This is a genomic window from Clostridioides sp. LIBA-6622, from assembly GCF_056716095.1.
In genome coordinates, this window is record NZ_CP196998.1 from 2,492,386 (window position 1) to 2,513,153 (window position 20,768).

17 protein-coding genes are annotated in these 20,768 nt (G+C 26.3%); 2 read left to right on the forward strand and 15 right to left on the reverse strand.

Going from position 1 to position 20,768, the window contains the following annotated elements:
• Positions 1 to 233: 233 nt before the first annotated feature.
• Positions 234 to 1,616, forward strand: a complete 1,383-nt coding sequence (locus ACTG47_RS11915) for a peptide MFS transporter (RefSeq protein WP_479924704.1) — start codon at positions 234 to 236, stop codon at positions 1,614 to 1,616.
• An 83-nt stretch (positions 1,617 to 1,699) separates the two neighbouring features.
• Here ACTG47_RS11915 and ACTG47_RS11920 read toward each other — a convergent pair whose 3' ends face one another.
• The 5 genes from ACTG47_RS11920 to ACTG47_RS11940 all read right to left on the reverse strand — a co-directional run bounded on the left by ACTG47_RS11920 (position 1,700) and on the right by ACTG47_RS11940 (position 8,452).
• Positions 1,700 to 3,493 carry an aminopeptidase P family protein gene (locus ACTG47_RS11920; RefSeq protein ID WP_479924705.1) on the reverse strand — a complete coding sequence of 598 codons (1,794 nt, stop codon included), beginning with the start codon at positions 3,491 to 3,493 and terminating at the stop codon, positions 1,700 to 1,702.
• A 235-nt stretch (positions 3,494 to 3,728) separates the two neighbouring features.
• Positions 3,729 to 5,120 carry a peptide MFS transporter gene (locus ACTG47_RS11925; RefSeq protein WP_169465760.1) on the reverse strand — a complete coding sequence of 464 codons (1,392 nt, stop codon included), beginning with the start codon at positions 5,118 to 5,120 and terminating at the stop codon, positions 3,729 to 3,731.
• A 455-nt stretch (positions 5,121 to 5,575) separates the two neighbouring features.
• Entirely contained in the window at positions 5,576 to 6,718 is a 1,143-nt protein-coding gene (locus tag ACTG47_RS11930) for a peptidylprolyl isomerase (RefSeq protein ID WP_479924706.1), read from the reverse strand.
• Between the two features lie 110 nt (positions 6,719 to 6,828).
• On the reverse strand, positions 6,829 to 7,935 hold the full coding sequence (locus tag ACTG47_RS11935; protein WP_479924707.1) for a hypothetical protein: 1,107 nt from the start codon (positions 7,933 to 7,935) through the stop codon (positions 6,829 to 6,831).
• A gap of 82 nt (positions 7,936 to 8,017) precedes the next feature.
• Positions 8,018 to 8,452: a hypothetical protein gene (locus ACTG47_RS11940; RefSeq protein WP_479924708.1), complete on the reverse strand. Its 435-nt coding sequence runs from the start codon at positions 8,450 to 8,452 to the stop codon at positions 8,018 to 8,020.
• A gap of 265 nt (positions 8,453 to 8,717) precedes the next feature.
• Between ACTG47_RS11940 and ACTG47_RS11945 the strand changes: the two genes are divergently transcribed.
• Positions 8,718 to 9,095, forward strand: a complete 378-nt coding sequence (locus ACTG47_RS11945; protein WP_169469983.1) for a PadR family transcriptional regulator — start codon at positions 8,718 to 8,720, stop codon at positions 9,093 to 9,095.
• Between the two features lie 59 nt (positions 9,096 to 9,154).
• On the opposite strand, the gene ACTG47_RS11950 is transcribed toward ACTG47_RS11945, so the two are convergent.
• The 10 genes from ACTG47_RS11950 to ACTG47_RS11995 form a co-directional block, all read right to left on the reverse strand.
• The gene (locus ACTG47_RS11950; RefSeq protein ID WP_169469982.1) at positions 9,155 to 10,066 is read right to left on the reverse strand and encodes an RNA polymerase subunit sigma-24; all 912 of its coding nucleotides are present in this window, start codon (positions 10,064 to 10,066) and stop codon (positions 9,155 to 9,157) included.
• Positions 10,067 to 10,145: 79 nt separating this feature from the next.
• Complete coding sequence (locus ACTG47_RS11955) at positions 10,146 to 10,406, reverse strand: hypothetical protein (protein ID WP_479924709.1); 261 nt, start codon at positions 10,404 to 10,406, stop codon at positions 10,146 to 10,148.
• A gap of 26 nt (positions 10,407 to 10,432) precedes the next feature.
• Complete coding sequence (locus ACTG47_RS11960; RefSeq protein ID WP_479924710.1) at positions 10,433 to 10,795, reverse strand: hypothetical protein; 363 nt, start codon at positions 10,793 to 10,795, stop codon at positions 10,433 to 10,435.
• 242 nt (positions 10,796 to 11,037) lie between these two features.
• Positions 11,038 to 12,276 (reverse strand): hypothetical protein, encoded by a 1,239-nt coding sequence (locus ACTG47_RS11965; protein ID WP_479924711.1) that lies wholly within the window; start codon positions 12,274 to 12,276, stop codon positions 11,038 to 11,040.
• A complete protein-coding gene (locus tag ACTG47_RS11970; RefSeq protein ID WP_479924712.1) occupies positions 12,277 to 13,986 on the reverse strand; it encodes a hypothetical protein in 1,710 nt (569 codons plus the stop codon).
• On the reverse strand, positions 13,986 to 16,112 hold the full coding sequence (locus ACTG47_RS11975; RefSeq protein WP_479924713.1) for a hypothetical protein: 2,127 nt from the start codon (positions 16,110 to 16,112) through the stop codon (positions 13,986 to 13,988). The genes ACTG47_RS11970 and ACTG47_RS11975 overlap by 1 nt, the downstream gene beginning before the upstream one ends.
• Complete coding sequence (locus ACTG47_RS11980; RefSeq protein ID WP_479924714.1) at positions 16,109 to 17,872, reverse strand: hypothetical protein; 1,764 nt, start codon at positions 17,870 to 17,872, stop codon at positions 16,109 to 16,111. Before ACTG47_RS11980 ends, ACTG47_RS11975 begins: the two co-directional genes overlap by 4 nt.
• 10 nt (positions 17,873 to 17,882) lie before the next feature.
• Positions 17,883 to 20,063, reverse strand: coding sequence for a hypothetical protein (locus ACTG47_RS11985; RefSeq protein ID WP_479924715.1), 2,181 nt, complete (start codon positions 20,061 to 20,063; stop codon positions 17,883 to 17,885).
• Between the two features lies 1 nt (position 20,064).
• Entirely contained in the window at positions 20,065 to 20,394 is a 330-nt protein-coding gene (locus ACTG47_RS11990) for a hypothetical protein (protein ID WP_479924716.1), read from the reverse strand.
• 36 nt (positions 20,395 to 20,430) lie between these two features.
• Complete coding sequence (locus ACTG47_RS11995; protein WP_479924717.1) at positions 20,431 to 20,739, reverse strand: hypothetical protein; 309 nt, start codon at positions 20,737 to 20,739, stop codon at positions 20,431 to 20,433.
• Between the last annotated feature and the right edge of the window lie 29 nt (positions 20,740 to 20,768).

The following is a 20,768-nucleotide window of genomic DNA, read 5'->3' on the forward strand; positions in this document are numbered from 1 at the left end:
ATCAATCTAACTACTAAATTGGCATATCCTTTCCATAATATGTTGTATTTTAATATAATAATAACATATATTCTCATAAAAAAATATTACTGAATATACAAAAATGATACTATTTTTACATATATTGCAATTTAATTAAATTGTCTCATAAGTTGACGTCTCTAACAAAAAAACATATACTCATATAGTATGGGAAATTTTTGTTAAATTTTTTATCTGGAGGTTCTGTACATATGTCAGTTTCAAAAACTCAAGAAAAACTTAAACAACCTAAGGATTTATATTTCTGTTGTTCAATATTTACCTTTGTGGGACTTGCATACTATGGTATGAAGTTGGTATTATTATTATTTTTAGCTGAACAAGTATCCAAAGGTGGTCTAGGATTAACACCAGCAGAATCAGCATCAATGCTTGCATCTTTTTTGGCATGGACTTATTTTTCTCCAGTTATTGGTGGATGGGTCAGCGATAGATTTTTAGGACCCAAGAACTGTATTATACTTGGAATGATAATGGTCTCAATTGGTTATTTTTTAGGATATTTAGCGGATAGTAAAATGGATATAAACAGCATGATATTCTTATCTGGATTAGGAATAGGCTTTTATAAAGGAAACCTACACACTTTAGTTGGGAATCTATATACTAATGATGATCCAAGAAAAGATGGTGCTTTCTCTATTACATATATGGCCACTAATTTAGGAACATTATTTGGACCTTTAGTATGTGGTTTAGTTGCTAATGAATGGTTTGCTATGAAAACTGGTGCTTCTATAAGTATGTATGGCTATAGATATGTGTTCTTATTTTCATCAATTACTGTTTTAATAGGTTTATTATTCTTTATAGTTGGTAATAAAAAATTTTATAAATCTTTAAATAATGAATTCAATAATGGAAGAGAATCTATAAAAAAATCACTTGAATATAAGAAGATGTTAGCTTCAAAACCATTAACTTTGATTGAGAAAAAAAGAATAGCAGTAATATTAGTCTTAGCTTTCTTTACAGTATTTTTTTGGATAGCATACAATCAAGCCTCTATGTCTATTGCTTTATATACAAAAGAGCACATAAACCTTGCTGTTGGAAATTTTCAAATTCCAACTTCATGGATAGACTCATACAATGGTCTTCTTTGTGTCATTCTTGGGCCTATATCTGCTCTAGTATGGGTAAAACTATCTCAAACTAAAAAAGGTGATTTAAGTGTACCTAGGAAGATGAGTCTAGGATTTATACTATTAGCTATAGCATTTTTATTCATGATAGTAGCAGTTATGCAAACAGGAACAGACCCTAATTCTATTCATAAAGCAAGTGTATTTTGGGTAGTTGGATTTTTAACATTCCAAAGTATAGGAGAAATTTGCTTTTCTCCAGTTGGATATGGTATGGTAAATAAACTTTCACCTGAAAAATATATTTCATTTCTAATGGGAGTTTGGTTTTTAGGTAAATTTGCAGCAAATAAATTATCTGGCTATACACAAGCTATTATAGACCAACTTGGTATGCTACAAGTATTCATAGTAATACCATCATTTTTATTACTGTTTGGAATTATATTATTTATAATGAACAAAAAATTAGTAGAATTATCAAATTAAAAACTTTTTCTAAATTGAATAAAAAATATAATAAAAAATCGAGATACATAATACCTCGATTTTTTATTATATTTAATTATAAACTATATCGCTCTAGTGTACACTTTTAACCATTCTCTTTCTTCATCAGTTAAGAAAGAAGATATTTTATCATAAACTAACTTATGATACCAGTTTAAATAATCTTTTTCATCTTGATTCATTAATTCTGGAACTATACCATCTAAATCAATAGGAGCTAATGTAACAACTTCAAATTCCATAAATTGACCATAGAAATTCTTTTCAGCTTTTCTAACTACTATTTCATTCTCTGTTCTTATACCATGAGATCCTTCTATATATATACCTGGTTCATTAGTAGTTACCATTCCTTCTTCAAGAACTGCACTATCAAATCTTTCAGGTACTACTCTCCATCTAAATCCATTTGGTGCTTCATGAACATTTAACACAAATCCTATACCATGTCCAGTTCCACATTGATAATCTATTCCCATATTCCACATACAACTTCTAGATAATATATCTAAGTTATATCCTCTACAACCATGTAAAAACTTAACTTTAGAAAGATTTATCATACCTCTTGCTACAGAAGTAAAGTGTAGTTTTAATTCATCACTTATAGGTCCTAATACTGTAGTTCTAGTTATATCAGTAGTTCCATCATAATATTGTCCACCTGAATCTACTAAGAATAATCCTTCAGCTTCTAATTTATAATTTGATTCTGGAGTAGCACTATAATGCATCATAGCTGCATGCTCTTTATATGCAGCAATTGTATTAAAACTTGGCTCAAAGAAACCTTCTTGTTCTCTTCTTAAGTTTTCTAATTTTTCAGTAGCACTTATTTCAGTTATATCCATTTTACCTACATTTTGCTTTAACCAGTACATAAATTTAGTGAAAGCTACACCATCTTTAATGTGTGAGTTTCTTATATTTTCTAATTCTGTCTCATTTTTTTGTGCTTTAAAGAACATTACTGGATTAAACTCATCAACCTTCTCAACTTCACAAGGTATATTATTGTAAATCGCATAATTAAGTTTAGTTCCATCTACTAAAACTTTTTCAGCTTTGTCTATAGATTTTACAAATTCATATACATCATTATATGGCTTTATTTGAACATTCTCTTTGGCTAGTTCAGTTAATATTTCTTCATTTAATTTGCTTTCATCAACAAATAGGTAAACTTCTTTTAAAGTTATTAATGCATAAGAAAGTACAACTGGATTGTATTTAACATCTCCACCTCTTATATTAAATAGCCATGCTATATCATCAAGAGTAGTTATTACATGAGTAGAAGTCCCTTTTTCACTCATTTTTTCTCTTAACCTACTTAGTTTTGAGCTAAAACTTTCTCCACAATATTTAACATCCAATAAGAATGCTTTACTGTCTGATAAAGCAGGTCTATCTTTCCATACACTGTCTATTAAATCATATTGGTATTCTACCTTTATTCCTTTTTTAGATAATTTTTCAGCTAATGTAGCTCCTTCTCTAGCACTTATAACTCTACCATCAAACCCTAAAGTTCCACCCTCAGGAATATTTGTATATAAATATTCATCTGTAGTTGGGCAACCTTCTTGTCCCATTTTAAATAATTTTATTGTACTTCCTTCTAATTGAGACTCTGCCTGTATGAAATATCTTCCATCTGTCCATAATCCGGCTTCATCTTTAGTAACAATAACTGTACCAGCTGAACCATTAAATCCTGATATAAATTCTCTTGATTTAAAGTAATCTCCTACATATTCGCTTTGATGATTATCAGAAGATGGAATCATATAGGCATCTATATTTTTTTCTTCCATAAGTCTTCTTAATTCACTTAATCTGTCTTTTATATTCACAACAAGACCTCCTCAAAATAATAGTTTGAATAACTAAATATATAAGTATGTAAAGTTTATTACATAAATATTTTTCTTATAATTTATATAAATCTTATACACTCTAATTATCACAATTATAATTTTAATTATATTATGTATCTGTGTAAAGCTTTTTTTCATAATTAAAGAGGAAATTACATTTTTATTTTATATTTAAATGTAATTTCCTTTATTTTCACTAATTCTGTATGAATTATTCTTCTTTTGTTAGTAAATCCATAGCCATCAATTTTGTTAATATATTTCTTATTCCTAACAATATTAAACCAAAGATTATTAATACTGAGGCTATTCCTCCAAATATCTGTAGAAAACCAAGTGTAGCTGTAAAACCAGCAATCTTTCCTGATAATAAACTCGCAAAGAAACTTGTTAGATACCATGCTCCCATAGATAATGTAGCATATTTAGCTGGAGCTAATTTATTAAACATCGCAAGTCCTATAGGAGACAAAAATAGTTCACCTACTGTTGTAAATATATAAGTCACCACTATAAACAACATGCTAGCCTTTACCATTCCATTTGGACCATTAGCTAATGTAGCAAATACCATCACTATAAAACCAATACCCATTATTATCATTCCTAATCCCATTTTAACTGGAATAGAAAAATCACCTCTTTTGGTATTAGATAATTTAACCCATAAAGTAGCTAATACTGGGCACAAAGCTACACATAATATAGCATTTAATGATGTAAGCCATGCTACTGGCATTTCAAATCCAAATAGAGTTCTATTTACATTGTCCCTTACATAAATCATAAATGAACTTTGTGTTTGATAGTATGCTGTCCAGAATAAGACCACAAATAAAAACAAAACAACCATTGCTATTATCCTATTTTTCTCCAACTTAGTAAGTGGTCCATACTCAATTTTTTCGCCTTTATTTCCTTTAGTAACAGGATGTTTTCCAATTTCATTTAGTAATTTTGGTGCAAGAAGTGTAAATATAATCATACCTAACATCATACCTATACCACAAATTAAAAATGCCATCTTATATCCATAAGATACTATATCTCCACTTGCTCCTCTTACTGCAAAGACATTATCAGAAAGCAGCCCACATATTATTGGAGCTATAAATGCTCCTACATTTACTGCCATATAGAATAAACTGTATGCTGCATCCTTTCTCGATACATCAGTCTTAGGATATATATCCCCAACTATATTTGAACAACTTGATTTGAAAAAACCATTTCCTAAAATGATTATTGATAGGCCTACCCAAACCATTGCAATAGATGTTGATGAAGCAAATAGTACAAAATCTCCTATTGCTATTAAAAGTGCACCTATAGAAATACATTTTTGTTGACCTAAAACTTTATCTGCTAACCAGCCACCGACTAATGGTGTAAGATATATAAGACCTGTAAACAGTCCAAACATAGATGTTGCTTCTTGTGTAGAAAGGCCTAAACCACCTTGAGCAATACTTGCTGTAAAAAATAATACCAATAAAGCTGTTAAACCATAATAACTAAATCTCTCCCATAAAATTGTCATGCAAATAAGCCAAAAACTCTTCGGATGACCACCTTTTTTAGATACGCTTTCTGTATTTGACATAAAAAAACGCCCCCTCATTGTTTTTATAGTTAAATTTAGTACTAAGATTACTTTAATCATTTTAGTACATACTTATAATATCATCTTTTCTATGTTTACTCAATAGATTATCATCAGTATTTTCATTTTTTTATTATTATTTTTAAAATTATGAAAAATATTATTTTTCCAGCATTTTCAATCAAAAACAGTAATATATATATATTTAAATAATATCTTTAATATTTAATTCATTTAATATTTATATTTTTGATTTTTATTTATTTTCATTTAAATAATTCAACTCTAAAATATTTTTTATTAATATTTTTCTGCAAGTTATTGTTTTGTCAATTCATATATATAAATTGTTTTTATTTTAAAATAACAAAAGCTATTTTAAATTCTCTATATGAGAACAAAAATAGCTTTTATCTATATATCAAAATTTTCTTTTTTTAGTAAATTGACTTAATTTATTGTTTAGCTTTCATTTGATATTTATCTGTAATTTCAACTTTATATTTTTCTTTTAAATTGTTTATAAGTAAATTTTGTTTTTCTGATGTTAAACTACTTACTAAATCTGATTTTATTTCTTCAAATGGTTGATATTTTTCATCTGTTTTCTTAATTATATGATATCCATAATCACTTTCTACAAGTTTACTAGATATTTCATCTTTTTTCAATGCAAATGCAGCTTTTTCAAAAGACTCCACCATCTGACCTTTTCCAAAGAATCCTAAATCTCCACCTGACTCTGCACTACTATCTTCAGAATACTTTTTAGCTAGAGTAGCGAAGTCTTCTCCAGCTTGCGCCTTTTTAAGTATTTCTTCAGCTTCTTTTTTAAGTTCAGCTTTTTTACTATCACTCACTTTTTTACCTTTATTATCAACAGTTTTTATTAAAATATGTGAAGCTCTAACTTGTAAATAATTGCTCTTGTTTTTATCATAATAATTCTCAGCTTCTTTATCAGTCACTTTTGCTTTTTCACTTAAGTATTTTGATGCTACTAGTTCTTTTTTCATATCCTCTTTTATATACTTTTCAGTCAAACCAAACTGTTTTAAAAATTCTTCTTTAGTCATGCCCATTGCAGATTCTATATTAGTCATTAAATTGTTATATTGAGCATCTAGTTCATCATTAGTTATACTTACTTTTTCTTTTGCTGCTTCAGTAGATAATATATCAGATGTAATCATAGTTTCAATCATATTTGATTCATATGAACGTATTTCATCATCACTCATAGTAGTTTTTGCATTTAAGAAAAATAATGGCTCCATTCTTTTTCTTAACATCTCACCTGTTATTTTTTTATCCCCAATAGTAGCCACTACTTCATTGCTATTATAGTGCTTTGAAGTGGCTGGCAACTTTCTCCCAGCTTCTTTGCCAAAGACATAACCTCCACCTAAACATATAACTCCTACTGCAACAATTGCTACAACTGCTTTAAGTGTTTTGTTACTTAGTTTTATTTCTCTTTTTTTGACTTTGTTATCAGTATTCTTTTCACCTGACACATCATCTTTTTTAGAACTTACATTATGTGACTTTTTAATTTCATCTAATGTATTTTCTTTTGGATTTTTTTCTTCAGACATTAATATCCTCCTTAATTTTGTTTGTACAATACTTCACTTTTATTATTTTACATTAAAATAATAGTAAATGTGTGAATCAGAAATGAAACTCTCATGAATTTAAAATGAAATTAAATATTCCTCAAACTATATCTTATAAAATTTCTTCCTACTTTTGTATCTCCATACTTTAACATCTGTATAACTTCATTTTTTTCTTTTTGCAAATAAATAGAACATTCTTCTAAAGACTTAAATATCTCTAGTACTTCACCTTTTTTATTTACTAATTCAATCTTTTTCTTTCCACCTCTTTTGATTATAGACTTATATTTTTTAAAATATTCATCATACTCCTCATCGATACATTCAAATTTATAATTCATTTTTAATGCCTCAATTTTGTCATTGGTTAAAATTTCATTCCTTTTTTTATCAGAAAGTCTTGTACTAAATATCTTATCATTTAGAATATTAAATATCTCAGATGGAGATTTACTATTTTCCAAATAGCTCCATTCATTTTTACAATACTCTTCTATATTTAATACTTTACTTAGATATTTTATGGCATCGCCAAAATAATCCATATATCCATATTTCAAGTTTTCTCTTATATATCCTAGGGGGACTTTAAGGTCTTTGCTACATTGTATATGTGTATCGAAAATATTTTCTTCTCTAGTATACAAGTTTATTGCTTTTATACTTTTTCCCCTTTTTATTTTTATTTCTTTTATATAATCTAAATCTTCTTCTGTCAAAGATTCACTTGTTTCACTTATTTGTTTTTCTTCAATATCATATTTTAATAAAACACAACTTTCTCCTTGCTCAAGTTCTTCAACTTTTTTTGAATCATCTTTTTTATTTTCAATTAACTTTTCCTTGTCTTCATCACTTATGTATTCATCATTTATATATTTATCAATAATTACTGTTTCCACTTTATCCAATATTTTATTATCATTATTAACATTTGTTTCTTTTATATATGATACTTCACTTTTAGAACTACATACTATATCTTCCTTGCCTAAAATTTTATCATCTTCATCAGATGAAAATATTTCTTGTTCTAAAACTTCAACTTCTTTTTTATCAATTAATACTTGTTCTTTTTCGATTAACTCTTCTTTATATAATTCTTCTTCATTTTTTAATACTATTTCACCTTCTTCTTTTGCTTCATCAAATTTTTGTCTTTTTTTCATAATACCAAACAACTTTTTTAACACTCAAGGTTCCTCCTAATACTTTCTATACCTTTATATTGCCATATAAAATATTACTTTGTCAAAACTCTTATTTAGTATATAGCTACTTATTACTATTTTCTTGATAATTTTTTGCTAAGTCAGTTTTCCATATAATATAATCTACAGCTATTCCAAGCGCAAGCATTATTCTTCTTATTGATAAATTCTCTATATCAAAATCCTCATCTATGATTTTTTCATAATCACCTTTTGGCATAATAGCTTCCATAATCTTATCCAAAACCATATCTTTTGCTAAATCACACTCTTTTGAAAAATGCTCTTCATTATCGCATAATGATTGTGCTAAAATAACTAGTAACCTTCCTACAGTTAAAAAACCATGTTTTAGACTAAAGCTTTCATTATTATTGATTTCATCATAAATCTTATTTATAATATTATCTACTATATTAGTAACTATCTTGTTGTCTTCTTCATTTATTTTTTTTATTTGTTCTAAAATAGTTTCTTCTTGTATATCTTTATTACACATATTTATTCACCATTCCTTCATTTTAAATTTTACTTATAGCATAAAGCCAAGCATTTTATAACTTATTAATTGTTGTTTGCGACTGTTTGATGTTATATAATAATAATCAAGCACATATAAAAGTTATATAAAATATATAAATTAAAATTCATAGTGTAGATTCAATTATATTATTCAAATACATAATGTAAATTATTTATCATGTAAATTGTCTATTAATACTCTATCAGAATTTATAAAAATAATATTTAAAAGGAGAAAATATATGAAATATTCAACAATGGGTATGAAAGCAGTAAATACAAAAGAAAATGACAATAAATTTTCTAGTGGTATATTTTTAGAGCTATACACGTTAAATTTAATGATAAAAAAAGACGATTGTGTTTATGGGAAGGAAGTTACAGATTACATAGGTAGTTTTAATTTATCTTGGAAACCTAGTAATGGAACCATGTATCCAATAATAGAAAAAATGCTCACAAAAGGTCTTATTGAAGTTGCAACAAAAAAAGAACGTAAAAAACTCTATAAGATAACTGAAAAAGGAAGAATCTACTACAATGAAAGGTCTGCTGAGTTTAAACAGATGCTAATAGAGTCGGCAAACTTTTATAATACTATTGCAAATGAATTAGAATAATCCAAAAGAAGACCACTCTTTAAGTTAGAGTGGTCTAAATTTCATATAAGTAATAATTCTCATTCACTTAAGTAATTAATTAACCTAACAGCCTTTTTCAATTTAGATTTTGCACAAGCTCTTTTTTTATTTATTGTCCCTCTGCAAAGCCCAAACATCTCTGCTATTTCTGAATCAGTATTATCCTTCATATACCACATCACTAGTATTCGTCTTTCAAATGTTGTAAGATCTTTAAATATATTAGAACATGTAATTCCATTAATCCAATTATTATTTAAAAATTCTTCATCATATATATTTATAGTCATGTCTTTTTCAATTATCGCAATTGACAATTGTAGATTATAAAAAAGCTCGACATAATCGAGCACTTCATCTATTTCTTTTTGTGCATTTTTATCACAAATAGTTTCTTCTATTGGTAACTGTTGGTCAGAATCATATATCTTGAATATCTTTTTCTGATAATATAGACCTCTTGCTACAGGGTCTTTAGATAATTTTTCTAAATTTCTAAAAACATAATAATGAAAATTTCGCTTTACATAATTGTGAAAAGACGGTTTTGTATCTTTATATTTATGGCACATCGATAAAAAAATAGCACATATCTCTTGCTGTATGTCTTCTTTATCATTATTTGAAAATATCCCAACTATTTTTGCAACTGTCTTATCTGCAATCATTTGACCATGACCATTAACAAAATACGAATTTATTTTCAATCGTTCATGTTCTTCTTCTACAAATAATTTAATAAAACTTCTTATTGAGTAATCTTCTATAGAATATTGTCCATATATTATTAAAGAAATATATTTATTTAGCATTGTTCTAAACGAATTAATTAATTCCTGTGCTGCATCTTTTGAACCAGCTTGTAATTCATATACCAATTCATGTATTTTTTGATACTCATTCATTCCATATTTTTGCAAATTATTTTTATAATTTATTTTTTTTTTCATATTATATACCTTCTTAGCATTATATTATTACTTCTTATCTATTAAGATTATAAAACTATACATTTATATTAAAAAATATTTAATCAAATAAACATTTTCTTTCATTGAGTAAACCAGGAACTGATTTGTCTGCCAATTTATCTATGTATTCAAAGCATTCTGGATGTATATGCCACTTAAATTCTCTCTTTTTTTTATATTCATCTATAGAAAATTGTTCTGGCATTATTGGCTTGTTACATATTTGACATATCATTAGCTCTCCCTTTCTTGGTGGTTTTGGAACTCCACTTCCTTTTGTGATACAATTTTCTATATTTTTATCAATAGTAAAATTCATGTTTCTCCTCCATAAGTTTAATAAAATCATATATAAACTTCTGTAATATCTTTATGTACATTCTCTTTTGATTTTAATATCATATTTTTAATATCATGGTTTAATTTCAATTCTATTTTTTTACTTTCACAGTCTCTTATTAAATCTGTTAATACATAACTTTTTATAACAACTGTCTTTGTAATTGAATTGTAAAGTTTTACATTAAATAACAAGTTTTTATTTTGTAAATCAAACTGCAAGAAATAATATCTTAAATCTTCTTTATTTATATTACATATCAATATATTATTAATAAATAACTTTAACTCATCAATGATTTTAAAAATAAGATTAACTATTTTAGTTACTGTTTTTATGTCACTTTTATTTTTATATAATAAATGCATAGTTTTCACCTCCTAATTTTCAATATCACTCTGCCTACTGTTTTAATAATAAATCTAAGTATAAGAGTATATAGGTCACTTGTCACAATCGACAATTCATAAACAAAAAAAAAGTCTTCTATAAAGACAAAATTTTAAAACACTTTATTATAAATCTTACATAAACACAATCAAAAGTACCACCTCCAAATTTGTACTACTAATTATATCATATGCAAAATATTAAATACAGTCATTCACACTTAAAAATGCTTTGAATCCCCTCCATAATAAGTATAATTTATGTCAATACTCTTTATGTTTATTTCACTATAAGTTTCTCCTATCCTACATTTAAACATTAGTTTTTGACTAGGAGGTTTAAATGGAAAATCATCTACTATTTTATGATAATATTCACCTTTATCTTCATAATATATATCAAATATAAAATCTTTAGAATACTTTCCACCATCATTACTATTATTAAAGTGTGGTGTTATCCCTGTAATCATCACATCTCTCTTTTCATCAATGTTACATTTAAAGCTAAAAGTAGATGATTCATAATTATTATAATAATTTATATATGCTCCTAATGACTTTATACCATAAATAAAAGTTCTTAAATTTGTTTCACATTCCTCATAACTATAACTTCTTAAAACTATTTTTATTTGATTAACCTTTTTGTTAGGAAAGTTTATTCTAAATGCTCTAACTGAATTTGAAAATTCATTTGTTAAATTATTTTGCGTTATTGCTGAATGATATTCAATTCCTTCCACTTCTTCCCAATAACTAGAATCTCCAAATCTTGTATATATATTTTTTACACTACATAAAAACGGATGTATGTATATTTCATTCATTTCTAGTGTAGTCATAATATCTTCTGGAAGAGTAATCTCATACTCTGTGTCCAAGAAATCAACAGAATTCCCTGTAACAACTCTCTTTATCCAATATAGATTGTTATCTTTAGAAAAAGGAGCATATACATCATTGTCCTGTTCTGATATAACACCAAAACTAGTAATTTTTGTTTTAACTGAAAGACTTTTGGGAATAAAAATGGAATTTGATACATCATCGAAAACGGCTAATTTTGAAATCTTTTTTGAAGGTCTTATAGTTATATCTGATGTTATATTGTTTATTATCGCTCCAAATGTACTCTCATCAGACTTACAATCTTGAGGTAATATTATTTTTCTTCTGAATTTATTATATTTTTCTACATCAATATACTTATTTAATAACTGATTATACTTTTGTATTAAATTTGAGTTAACCGCTTCAAGTTGAGCATTTTCGAGTTTTATTAAACTTATATTATTATTCAACATACGTTCTATCTCATTAGTTTTATTAAATAAATCTAGTATATCATTTAGCATGTTATTCTGGTTATCATTATGCATTGAACTTGTATTTATAGCTTTATATCCAAAATCTTTTCTATTTGATACTGGTAAATTATTAATAACTACTTTATTCATCTAATCCCCCCTTACATCATAAAATGTGTCTATTTCTTCTTGTATATTACAAATTATGTCTATAAAACTTCCATAGCTATAATTTGAATCTATGAATGCTTCTTCTTTCATTGCCTCTAATCTATCTATCTTATCACTTAATTTTCTTATATTATGTTTTGCTTGATGATACATTGAACTTATCTTATAACTTTCTTGTGCTCCTCTATACCTATTATTAAACCTTACAGCATTTGGAACCTCATCCAATACTCTATTTGAAGCGTCATCTGCTTTACCATCTACATGAAAAATCTTACTTTCTACATTAGATTTATTACCTGAATAATCAATTGTGTAAACTCTAAACATATAATATCCTTTTTGAAGAGGTTGTGTCATAATTGTTTCTCTTTTAGTCTTATTATATATAATAGGTGAATTATCTAAGATGATTGGATTGATATCACTTTCTACAGGATGTAAACACCAATTGTACTCTTTAATGCCTGTAGTAACTATTGTTGTGGCTACATTTGATTCTGTTACTACCTTTGAACTTAAATCTACTCCTTCTACATAATATTGATATATACTTCCTGTATCTGTAGAAGTATACTCAAAAATGACTTTTCTATCTTCAGTAGTATACTGATTTGTTATACTTGGTTTGATTGGAGTAGATGTATCTCCAGGCTTATCTTCAACAGACATATTTTCAGTCAGTTGTTTCATTCTAAAAATAGTATTTGCCAATATTCTTTTTTCATATTCCTCTATATCTTCAATATCATTTATATTGTGTCCGATTTGAATCATAGCAGTATTATTCCACGTTGTAAGATAATATGAAGATGCTTTTTCTTGTAAAGTAGACCAATTTGAATTTCCCTCTGTTTTTTGTGGTATTATATTAAACCATACATCTCCATAAGCAAAATTCGACGTAGTATGAGTATATGATATTTTTATTTTTTCTTCATTATTCCCCATATTCCAGGGATATAATGTAACAGAATCTGATTTATTTATAACTGCTTCATTCCCCCATACAGAACTTGTGAATCCGTGGTCTTCATCAAAAAATATACTATCATTCTTCCATTTTCCAACTTTTATATTAAAAAGCTCTCTTAATTTATTCAAACTTTCATCTTCTCTAAATATAGATGAAATTAAATCATGACTCGCAATAACACTTCTATTTGTTTTCATAAATTCAAATATAGCATCTAGTCCTATTTTGTTTAATTTATTTTCATCAATGTCATCTTCTCCACTAGAAAATCCGATAACTATTACATCATAAATATACATCCCCCTACTATCTTTTAAAAAACTATTTGGGTTTTCGCAAAATTCTCTATTTGATATAGGAGTTACATTTATCTTAGCTAGACCATATCCTCTTGCATCTTCCTTACAAGGCTCTTCCATCCATTTTTTTAAAGAAGCAGACTTTTTAATAGTCCATGTAATACCTCTATAACATTTAAAACTAATCTCTTCTCCTATATTTGGATGTATATTTAATACCTTTATGTCACTTTCTAATCTTTCTAGTTCACATACAGAAATAGGTTGAAATACTTCATCAACAGAATTACCAAAATCATCTCCTATTTTTTTTCTAAATACTCTGTACAAATGTGGTGAACTTGATGTATTCTCCCATTTTAAACTAACTTTATTTTCTCTATCAGAAGACTTCGTATATAATGTTATAGACATTATTCAGCCACCACCTTTATATTATTGATTACAGGAGTGACAGATATATCTGATGTAGATAATTTTGCCATTACTCTACACCTTATTAAACTATTATCATCCCTAGATTTTAACTTTTCAATTGTTGTTGATAACATATGTTTATATTTTACAAATATTCTAAAGTACTCAGCTGTATTAATTTTTATATCTGGTCTTTGATATTGTGGAGTCTTTTTTTCTTTTAATTCAATATTAACAGGGTCATCTGGACTAAGTGTATAATTGGGGTCAAATTTTATAACTACACTATCCATATTATCCATAGATTTTATTGCATAATACTTAAGAGAATGATTACTTATATTTTTCACTAAAGAATTATATGTTATTCTTTCCATCTTTGAACCCGCAAATATAGAATCACTATGAGGCATTAAATTAAAATTATGCTTAATGGTTTTTACTGATTTTGATAAATCTAATTCACCAAGTAAAAACATTATCTGAAGTTTATTTTCTCCTTTTTTCAACTTAAATGCATATTTATTATCTTTTTTAAACACTTGTCTTCCATTCACAAGTACAACTACATCAAACACTTCTTTGTCTTTCTTAAAACTAAAGTATTTATTTTCTATTATAGTTTCTTCAAGACAATTAATATACTGACTCATCACTATATAATTCCATGTATTTTTACACATTATCTCCATTGTATTTGCATCCATCGGGGCTATTCCAGTGACTCTATGCTTTGCATAGTCATTTATAGATACCCTCAATGAACTTGGATATTCTTGATTATATTTATCGCTTACATCTAACCTCTCAATAAGCCATTGAGAATGTCCTGTTCTCATTTCAATAGAATTTAAATTTACATACTCTGGAAGTTGTTGTACATAAAATAAAAAGTTTTTTAATTGTATATCAAAATCACGTCTTCCAAATAAATCAGATGTATAGTAATTAAGTAATTTTTCTTCTTTATATAAGAGGTTTAAGTCTAAAGCAATATTTGGTTTTATACTCTTCCACTCTACACTATTATCCTTGTCTTCTATACCTAAGAAATATGATATATTTGTCATTGGTGGCACTTTATTTTGAGGATTTAAAGTTATTTTTGATATAGGTTCATCAATATTAATTCTATTACTTGTGTACACACTAGTTTTAGAGTATTTATCATTATAAATTGAAATATTATTTAATACAAATAATGAACCTAAGTTATCTAACCCTTCTTGACCAATTTCACATTTTTCTATTATAAATTTAATTGCTAAGATATCTTCTTTGTTAAACCTCCATATATTATTTTTCTCTCCTTTATATTTAAGCTTTTCTTTAAAGTTTTTGTTATCAGAAGAAATTAATAATGTTATAGTGGTATCCTGTAGTGAATAGCCACTAAGTTCAATTCTAGATGCGGTTTTAACATCATCTAACTCCAAGTCTATTGTGATTATTTGAGTTTCATTTTTTATTGGTGTTATGTCTAATGATATATTTTTATTAAGAGCCTCATTTAGTATCAAATTTATATTTGTATTTGAACCTATCGCTTGTCCATTTAGCAATACTTTCAAATTTGATTTACTCAAATCTATTTTGTCATTCGGGGTTGAATGAAGTTCGTTTCTAAGTGTAGAAGTATTGTAATCTATTTCACAAGTTGACTTAGGTATATTATTTTTTACTAAGTTAATAGTATTCGTATCTTCAAGTGTATTAAAAGTTATAACATAAGGATAATATGATTTTTTTTTGCTAGAAAATTCATTTGCTATTTCTGAATAAGCAATAACCTTATTGGCTTCATTATATATATTTATCATTTCTAGGTTATATTTGTTTATAGTCTCTATAGAAGATTCTACTTGATGGTTATGTACTTCATAAATCGAGTTCAAATCATATTCTATATTTTTAAACATAGTATTAAATTGCTTTTTATCTGAATTTTGATATGGGAATAATATAAATGGCTTAAAATATGGTAATCCAATTATTTTTTTTTCAAAAAACTCACTTATAAACTTATTCACTTCGTAAAAAGTTACTAACTCACCATTATTCAAAAGTTTTTTTATTATTTCTTCTTCTTTAATTTTTAATTGATACTCTTGAATGTTCATCATATAATTTCCTCCGGACCTACATCTATCCTATAATTATATACTATAGGCGACTCATCAATTATTTCATTTGGTCTATCTAACTCTATTTTTAACCTAAATTCGCTCACATCATTAAGCATGTCAACATATGTAATATTTTTATTTCTATTTATAGTTGATATATTGCTATTTATAACTATTGTACAAGAACCATATTCAACCCTATTCCTTGGTCTTATTCTAGTCCACACTGAACCATCATCAAAACTTATATAGTATTTGATATAATCATCAATTTTTTTGTTTTTATCTAAATATTCCATAAAGCTCCTAGGTATGTAATCTTTAGAATCCAAAGTAATTGACCTTATATTTTCAGTTGATAAAAATTTCTTTGATAGATATACTCCTTGCTTATCATAAACCTTATACTTAAGTTCAATATTTTTTATACCTATGACATATCTCTTTGCACTTACTCCTTCATACTGAAATTTATAATTATCTTCACTTATGTTTTTATAAAATAATTGAGATTTCACATACTCTCTTGTTGAAAAATTATTTATTGATTTTGTAGATGGATAAATTATATTTTTATTATCATGGTTATACTTAAGACCTATAATCTCTATACTTTTTTGAGGTTTATCAAATTGTATATAATCTTTATTATTATCATAAAAAAAATATGGAATTTTAGTTGGGTCTATATTTAAAAAATACTCTCTACATACTTTAGTAAAATTACTGTCTTCTTGTTCTAATTCAACTAAAATTTCTTTAACTATACTTGATTTAAAGGTTATTACATTTTCTTCATCTAAATATTGATTTAGTTGTAATATTTGAACATTCTCATATTCATCTCTTACAATTATTCTTTTTATTATAGGATTGTGTAGATTGACATTTTGTTTTGATATTCCAGAAATTTTAAACCAATTTATATTAACAGGAATATCTAAAATAATCTTAAAATGTAATTTTAAAATCTTATCATCATTTATCCAACTTATGCCTTCTTTATACTTAAATCCAACCATTGCAGTTTTTATTTTTACATCATCTTCTAAATTATACATTTCAAACTCAAACCAAGTATCAGCATTTCCATCTAACATATCCGATAAATATATATGGGGATCATCTTCTCCAATATATTTTATTTTATTATAAGATGGATATATTTCATGTGTATTTCCAGGAAAGCCATTTGATACATCTGAAATTTGTATAGTTATATTATCATTTGCACATTTACTCGATATGGTTGCTAATGTTAGTGCCCCATTTAATACACTGCAAGAAACATTGTTTAAGCTATTTCTGTTAATAATTTTCGTAAAATCATCCGAATAAATCATATTACTGACAGTTTTCAAGGAGTCTACTTTTTTTTCTAGTTCATTTGTATCTATTACTATACGATTTAATTTGTCAATTAATAGGTCAGCCTCTTCTTCAACATCTTTAAAATATACTTGTAAGTTATCTCCAATTTCCCTATAACTACATATTAAAATATTCATATCATATTTGGCTTTTTTTAACATATCACTATAACTTGAAAATGATGGTATATCTATTGCCTCATGGAATTCAAATAATGGTTTTCCAAGTTTATTGTAAAAATCGATAATCATATTTTTAAATTCATAAAAATACTCTGTTTTCGTTTTGATTTTCCCAGAATCAAAATCTCTATTTAAATCCTCTATTAAAATTTTAATTCTTTCTTCAAACAATATACTCGGCTTTCTATATTTATAATTATTCATATTATCACCTTTAAAATGTATCTATCATATATTTTATTTCTTTTAAAACAGGTGTTAACCATCCATCTTTAACTGTATTTCTTCTAAATAATGCTTTTAGTTTTATTTTTGATACTAAATGCTTATATGATATATCTATCATATACTTACTTTCTATCTCTTTATTAAAATAGATTAAATTCTCAAATACATAAAATTGAAATTTGTCATCTAAATTATTAAAGTTCTTATAACTACTACCATTATCTGATATATCTGTTACATTTATGGTTTCTATTTCACAGCTAATATTACTAGTTAATGTATCTACAATTTTCACATCACAATAATCAGTATCAGATTCTGTGAATGGCCTATATTTAAGTTCAAAATTCGATTTATTTTTTCCCTTAAAAGATTCTATAGTTGTTTCTAATTTTGATGATAAATCTACAGAATCGCTGCCAAAAACAGGCTTATAGCTTATACTATATACTGCATTATAATCATAGTTAAATATCTGAATGCAGTAAAAAAATCCAGTTTTTTGATTTTTATGTATATAGAATTCTTCACTGTTTAAAGGTATCTCTTCTCCATCTTTCATTACTTTATAAATAGTTTCTGCCTCAAATCTAAAATAAGCTCTAGTACTCCCTGTTATAAATAAAAGTTCAGATTCTATAACATCCTTATTCATTGGTAATATAGGAATCCAGTCTTTAGTTTCTGGATTATCAGAGGTAGTAATATAATATTCTATATCAGTAACAGTTTTTCCAAATGAATTTCTAGGATGTAATTCGTCAGTTATTATATGTACACTTTTTATATTAGAATTTAAATTTATAGATTTACTTATATAAACACCTGTCCTGTCAAAATGATTATTATAACATCCTATATCATATAAACCATAGTTGTATTCATACTTTAATATCTTATGATTTAACTTGTCATTTCCGACTATTTCAGGCAGTAACTCATCATAAAAAGATGACAATATTCCATCATTCATTTTTTGCCATAAAGAATTAGTCATTTCCCTGTCATAATATACTGGTTTAAATACAGCTTTACTCACTTCTTCCTTTCTATCATTTTTATTATTAAACCAAAGTAAACTTTTATTTATTTCAGTTGGATTATATATATATGTCTCTCTTATATAATGTTTCTGTGTAAATAATATGTATATTCTCTTACATATTACATCTGGGAACCTAAATGTAATTTTATCTCTTGTAAAAACACTTTTTAATGTTTTATCTTTATTATCTGGTGTTACTAGTTCCATTAATGCTTCATCTTCATCATCTGTCACTTTGTATCTTATAGCTACTATATCAATAGGATATTTTGTAAATGGTGTAAGATTTATCTCATTTATTTTATTGATAGATTCAAAATTAAGTTCAAGATCACAAACTGCACCAGAGTCTATCCCATAAAAATAATTATCTCTTACATATATAGCTTGTGGTTTACTATTTTCAAACGAAACATTTAATGGAGCATCTGACAGTATTGTGTCACTCCAAAATGAGGTTGGATTTCCATCTATAGCATTTTCAAGAGATGTTTCATTATTACAAGATTGTATGAACCCTTCACCCAGCTGAAATCCATAATTTAAACATGCTGTAGATACTTTATTATCATACCTCAACATGTTATCTCGTTTTAAAAATGGCAATGTCAGTGTATTTTCCTTTTCATCAAAGCTAACATAACACTTTTCTAGTATCCATTGCCCGTCTCTATCTTTTTGAATTTCTCTACTTTTATCAAAATTATTTGAATTTCTAAACCTCTCTATTATAAATTTAGACATATGTTTGAATGAAGTAGAATACCTACAACTCTCTAATTTATCTTTTATTTGATTTATCTTAGTTGTTATACTATTTATGTATGATGTACTGATACTATCATACTTTGATAGTAACTCACTCATTGAATTAACTATGCCAAAACTGGTTAGTAAATCTATGTATAATTCATTCATAGTCTTGTTAATTGATTGAGATTTAATATTTATTTCATGCTCATTTAGACTTGATATTAGCATATTGTTTTTAATTTTTGTCTTGAATTCATTTTCTAAAATTTCTCTTTCTTCATCTGTTGAACAATTTGATGCTATTTGACTTACAATTTCTTCTATAATCTCATCTTTTATTTTATTTATATTCAATTTAGTATCTATCATATTATATTCCAGCCTTTAATTTATACTTTTCGCAACATTTATCAAGTATATCAATTAATTCATTTATAGCCGTTTGTACATCTTCTTTAGTTTTCATTATTTCAAATTCTATTCTGGTACCATCCCATTCTGATTTTTTCCATTTAAGTGGTCTAATACCTTCCTTTATCAACTTAATCCACAAAGATAATTTATGAACTTCATACATATTTTCATCCATTAATTCTAGTTCTCTAGTTAACTTTTTCCCTATGATAACACCACTTTCCATAATATATCCTTCCAAACTTTCTTTTGAAATGATATATCTGTCTTCTTCAAAATCTTGCACAAAGTTTCCTCCTCTACATATTTTGTGGTTTTATGTTCATTCAGTATTTTTATCTTCTTTTATTTGTCCATTTATAACTATTAAATCTTTATTAGTTATTATCACTTTATTTTCCTCAAATGATATTCCTCTTTTTAGTAAAAATGCTTCCAATAAATCTTGAATTTGAGGTAATATTAATTCTTCTTTAACTCTTTGAATGACCTCATCTATAATTTGCTCTTTAGAACCTAGAACTTTTTTACCATCATATTCAAAATATCTTTGAATTATATTTATTAGATATGCATCAACTTTATCTAACCCTTTTACATAAATGTTATCTTTTTTCTGTTGTATTCTCATATCTCACCAACTCACCATATTGTTTATAT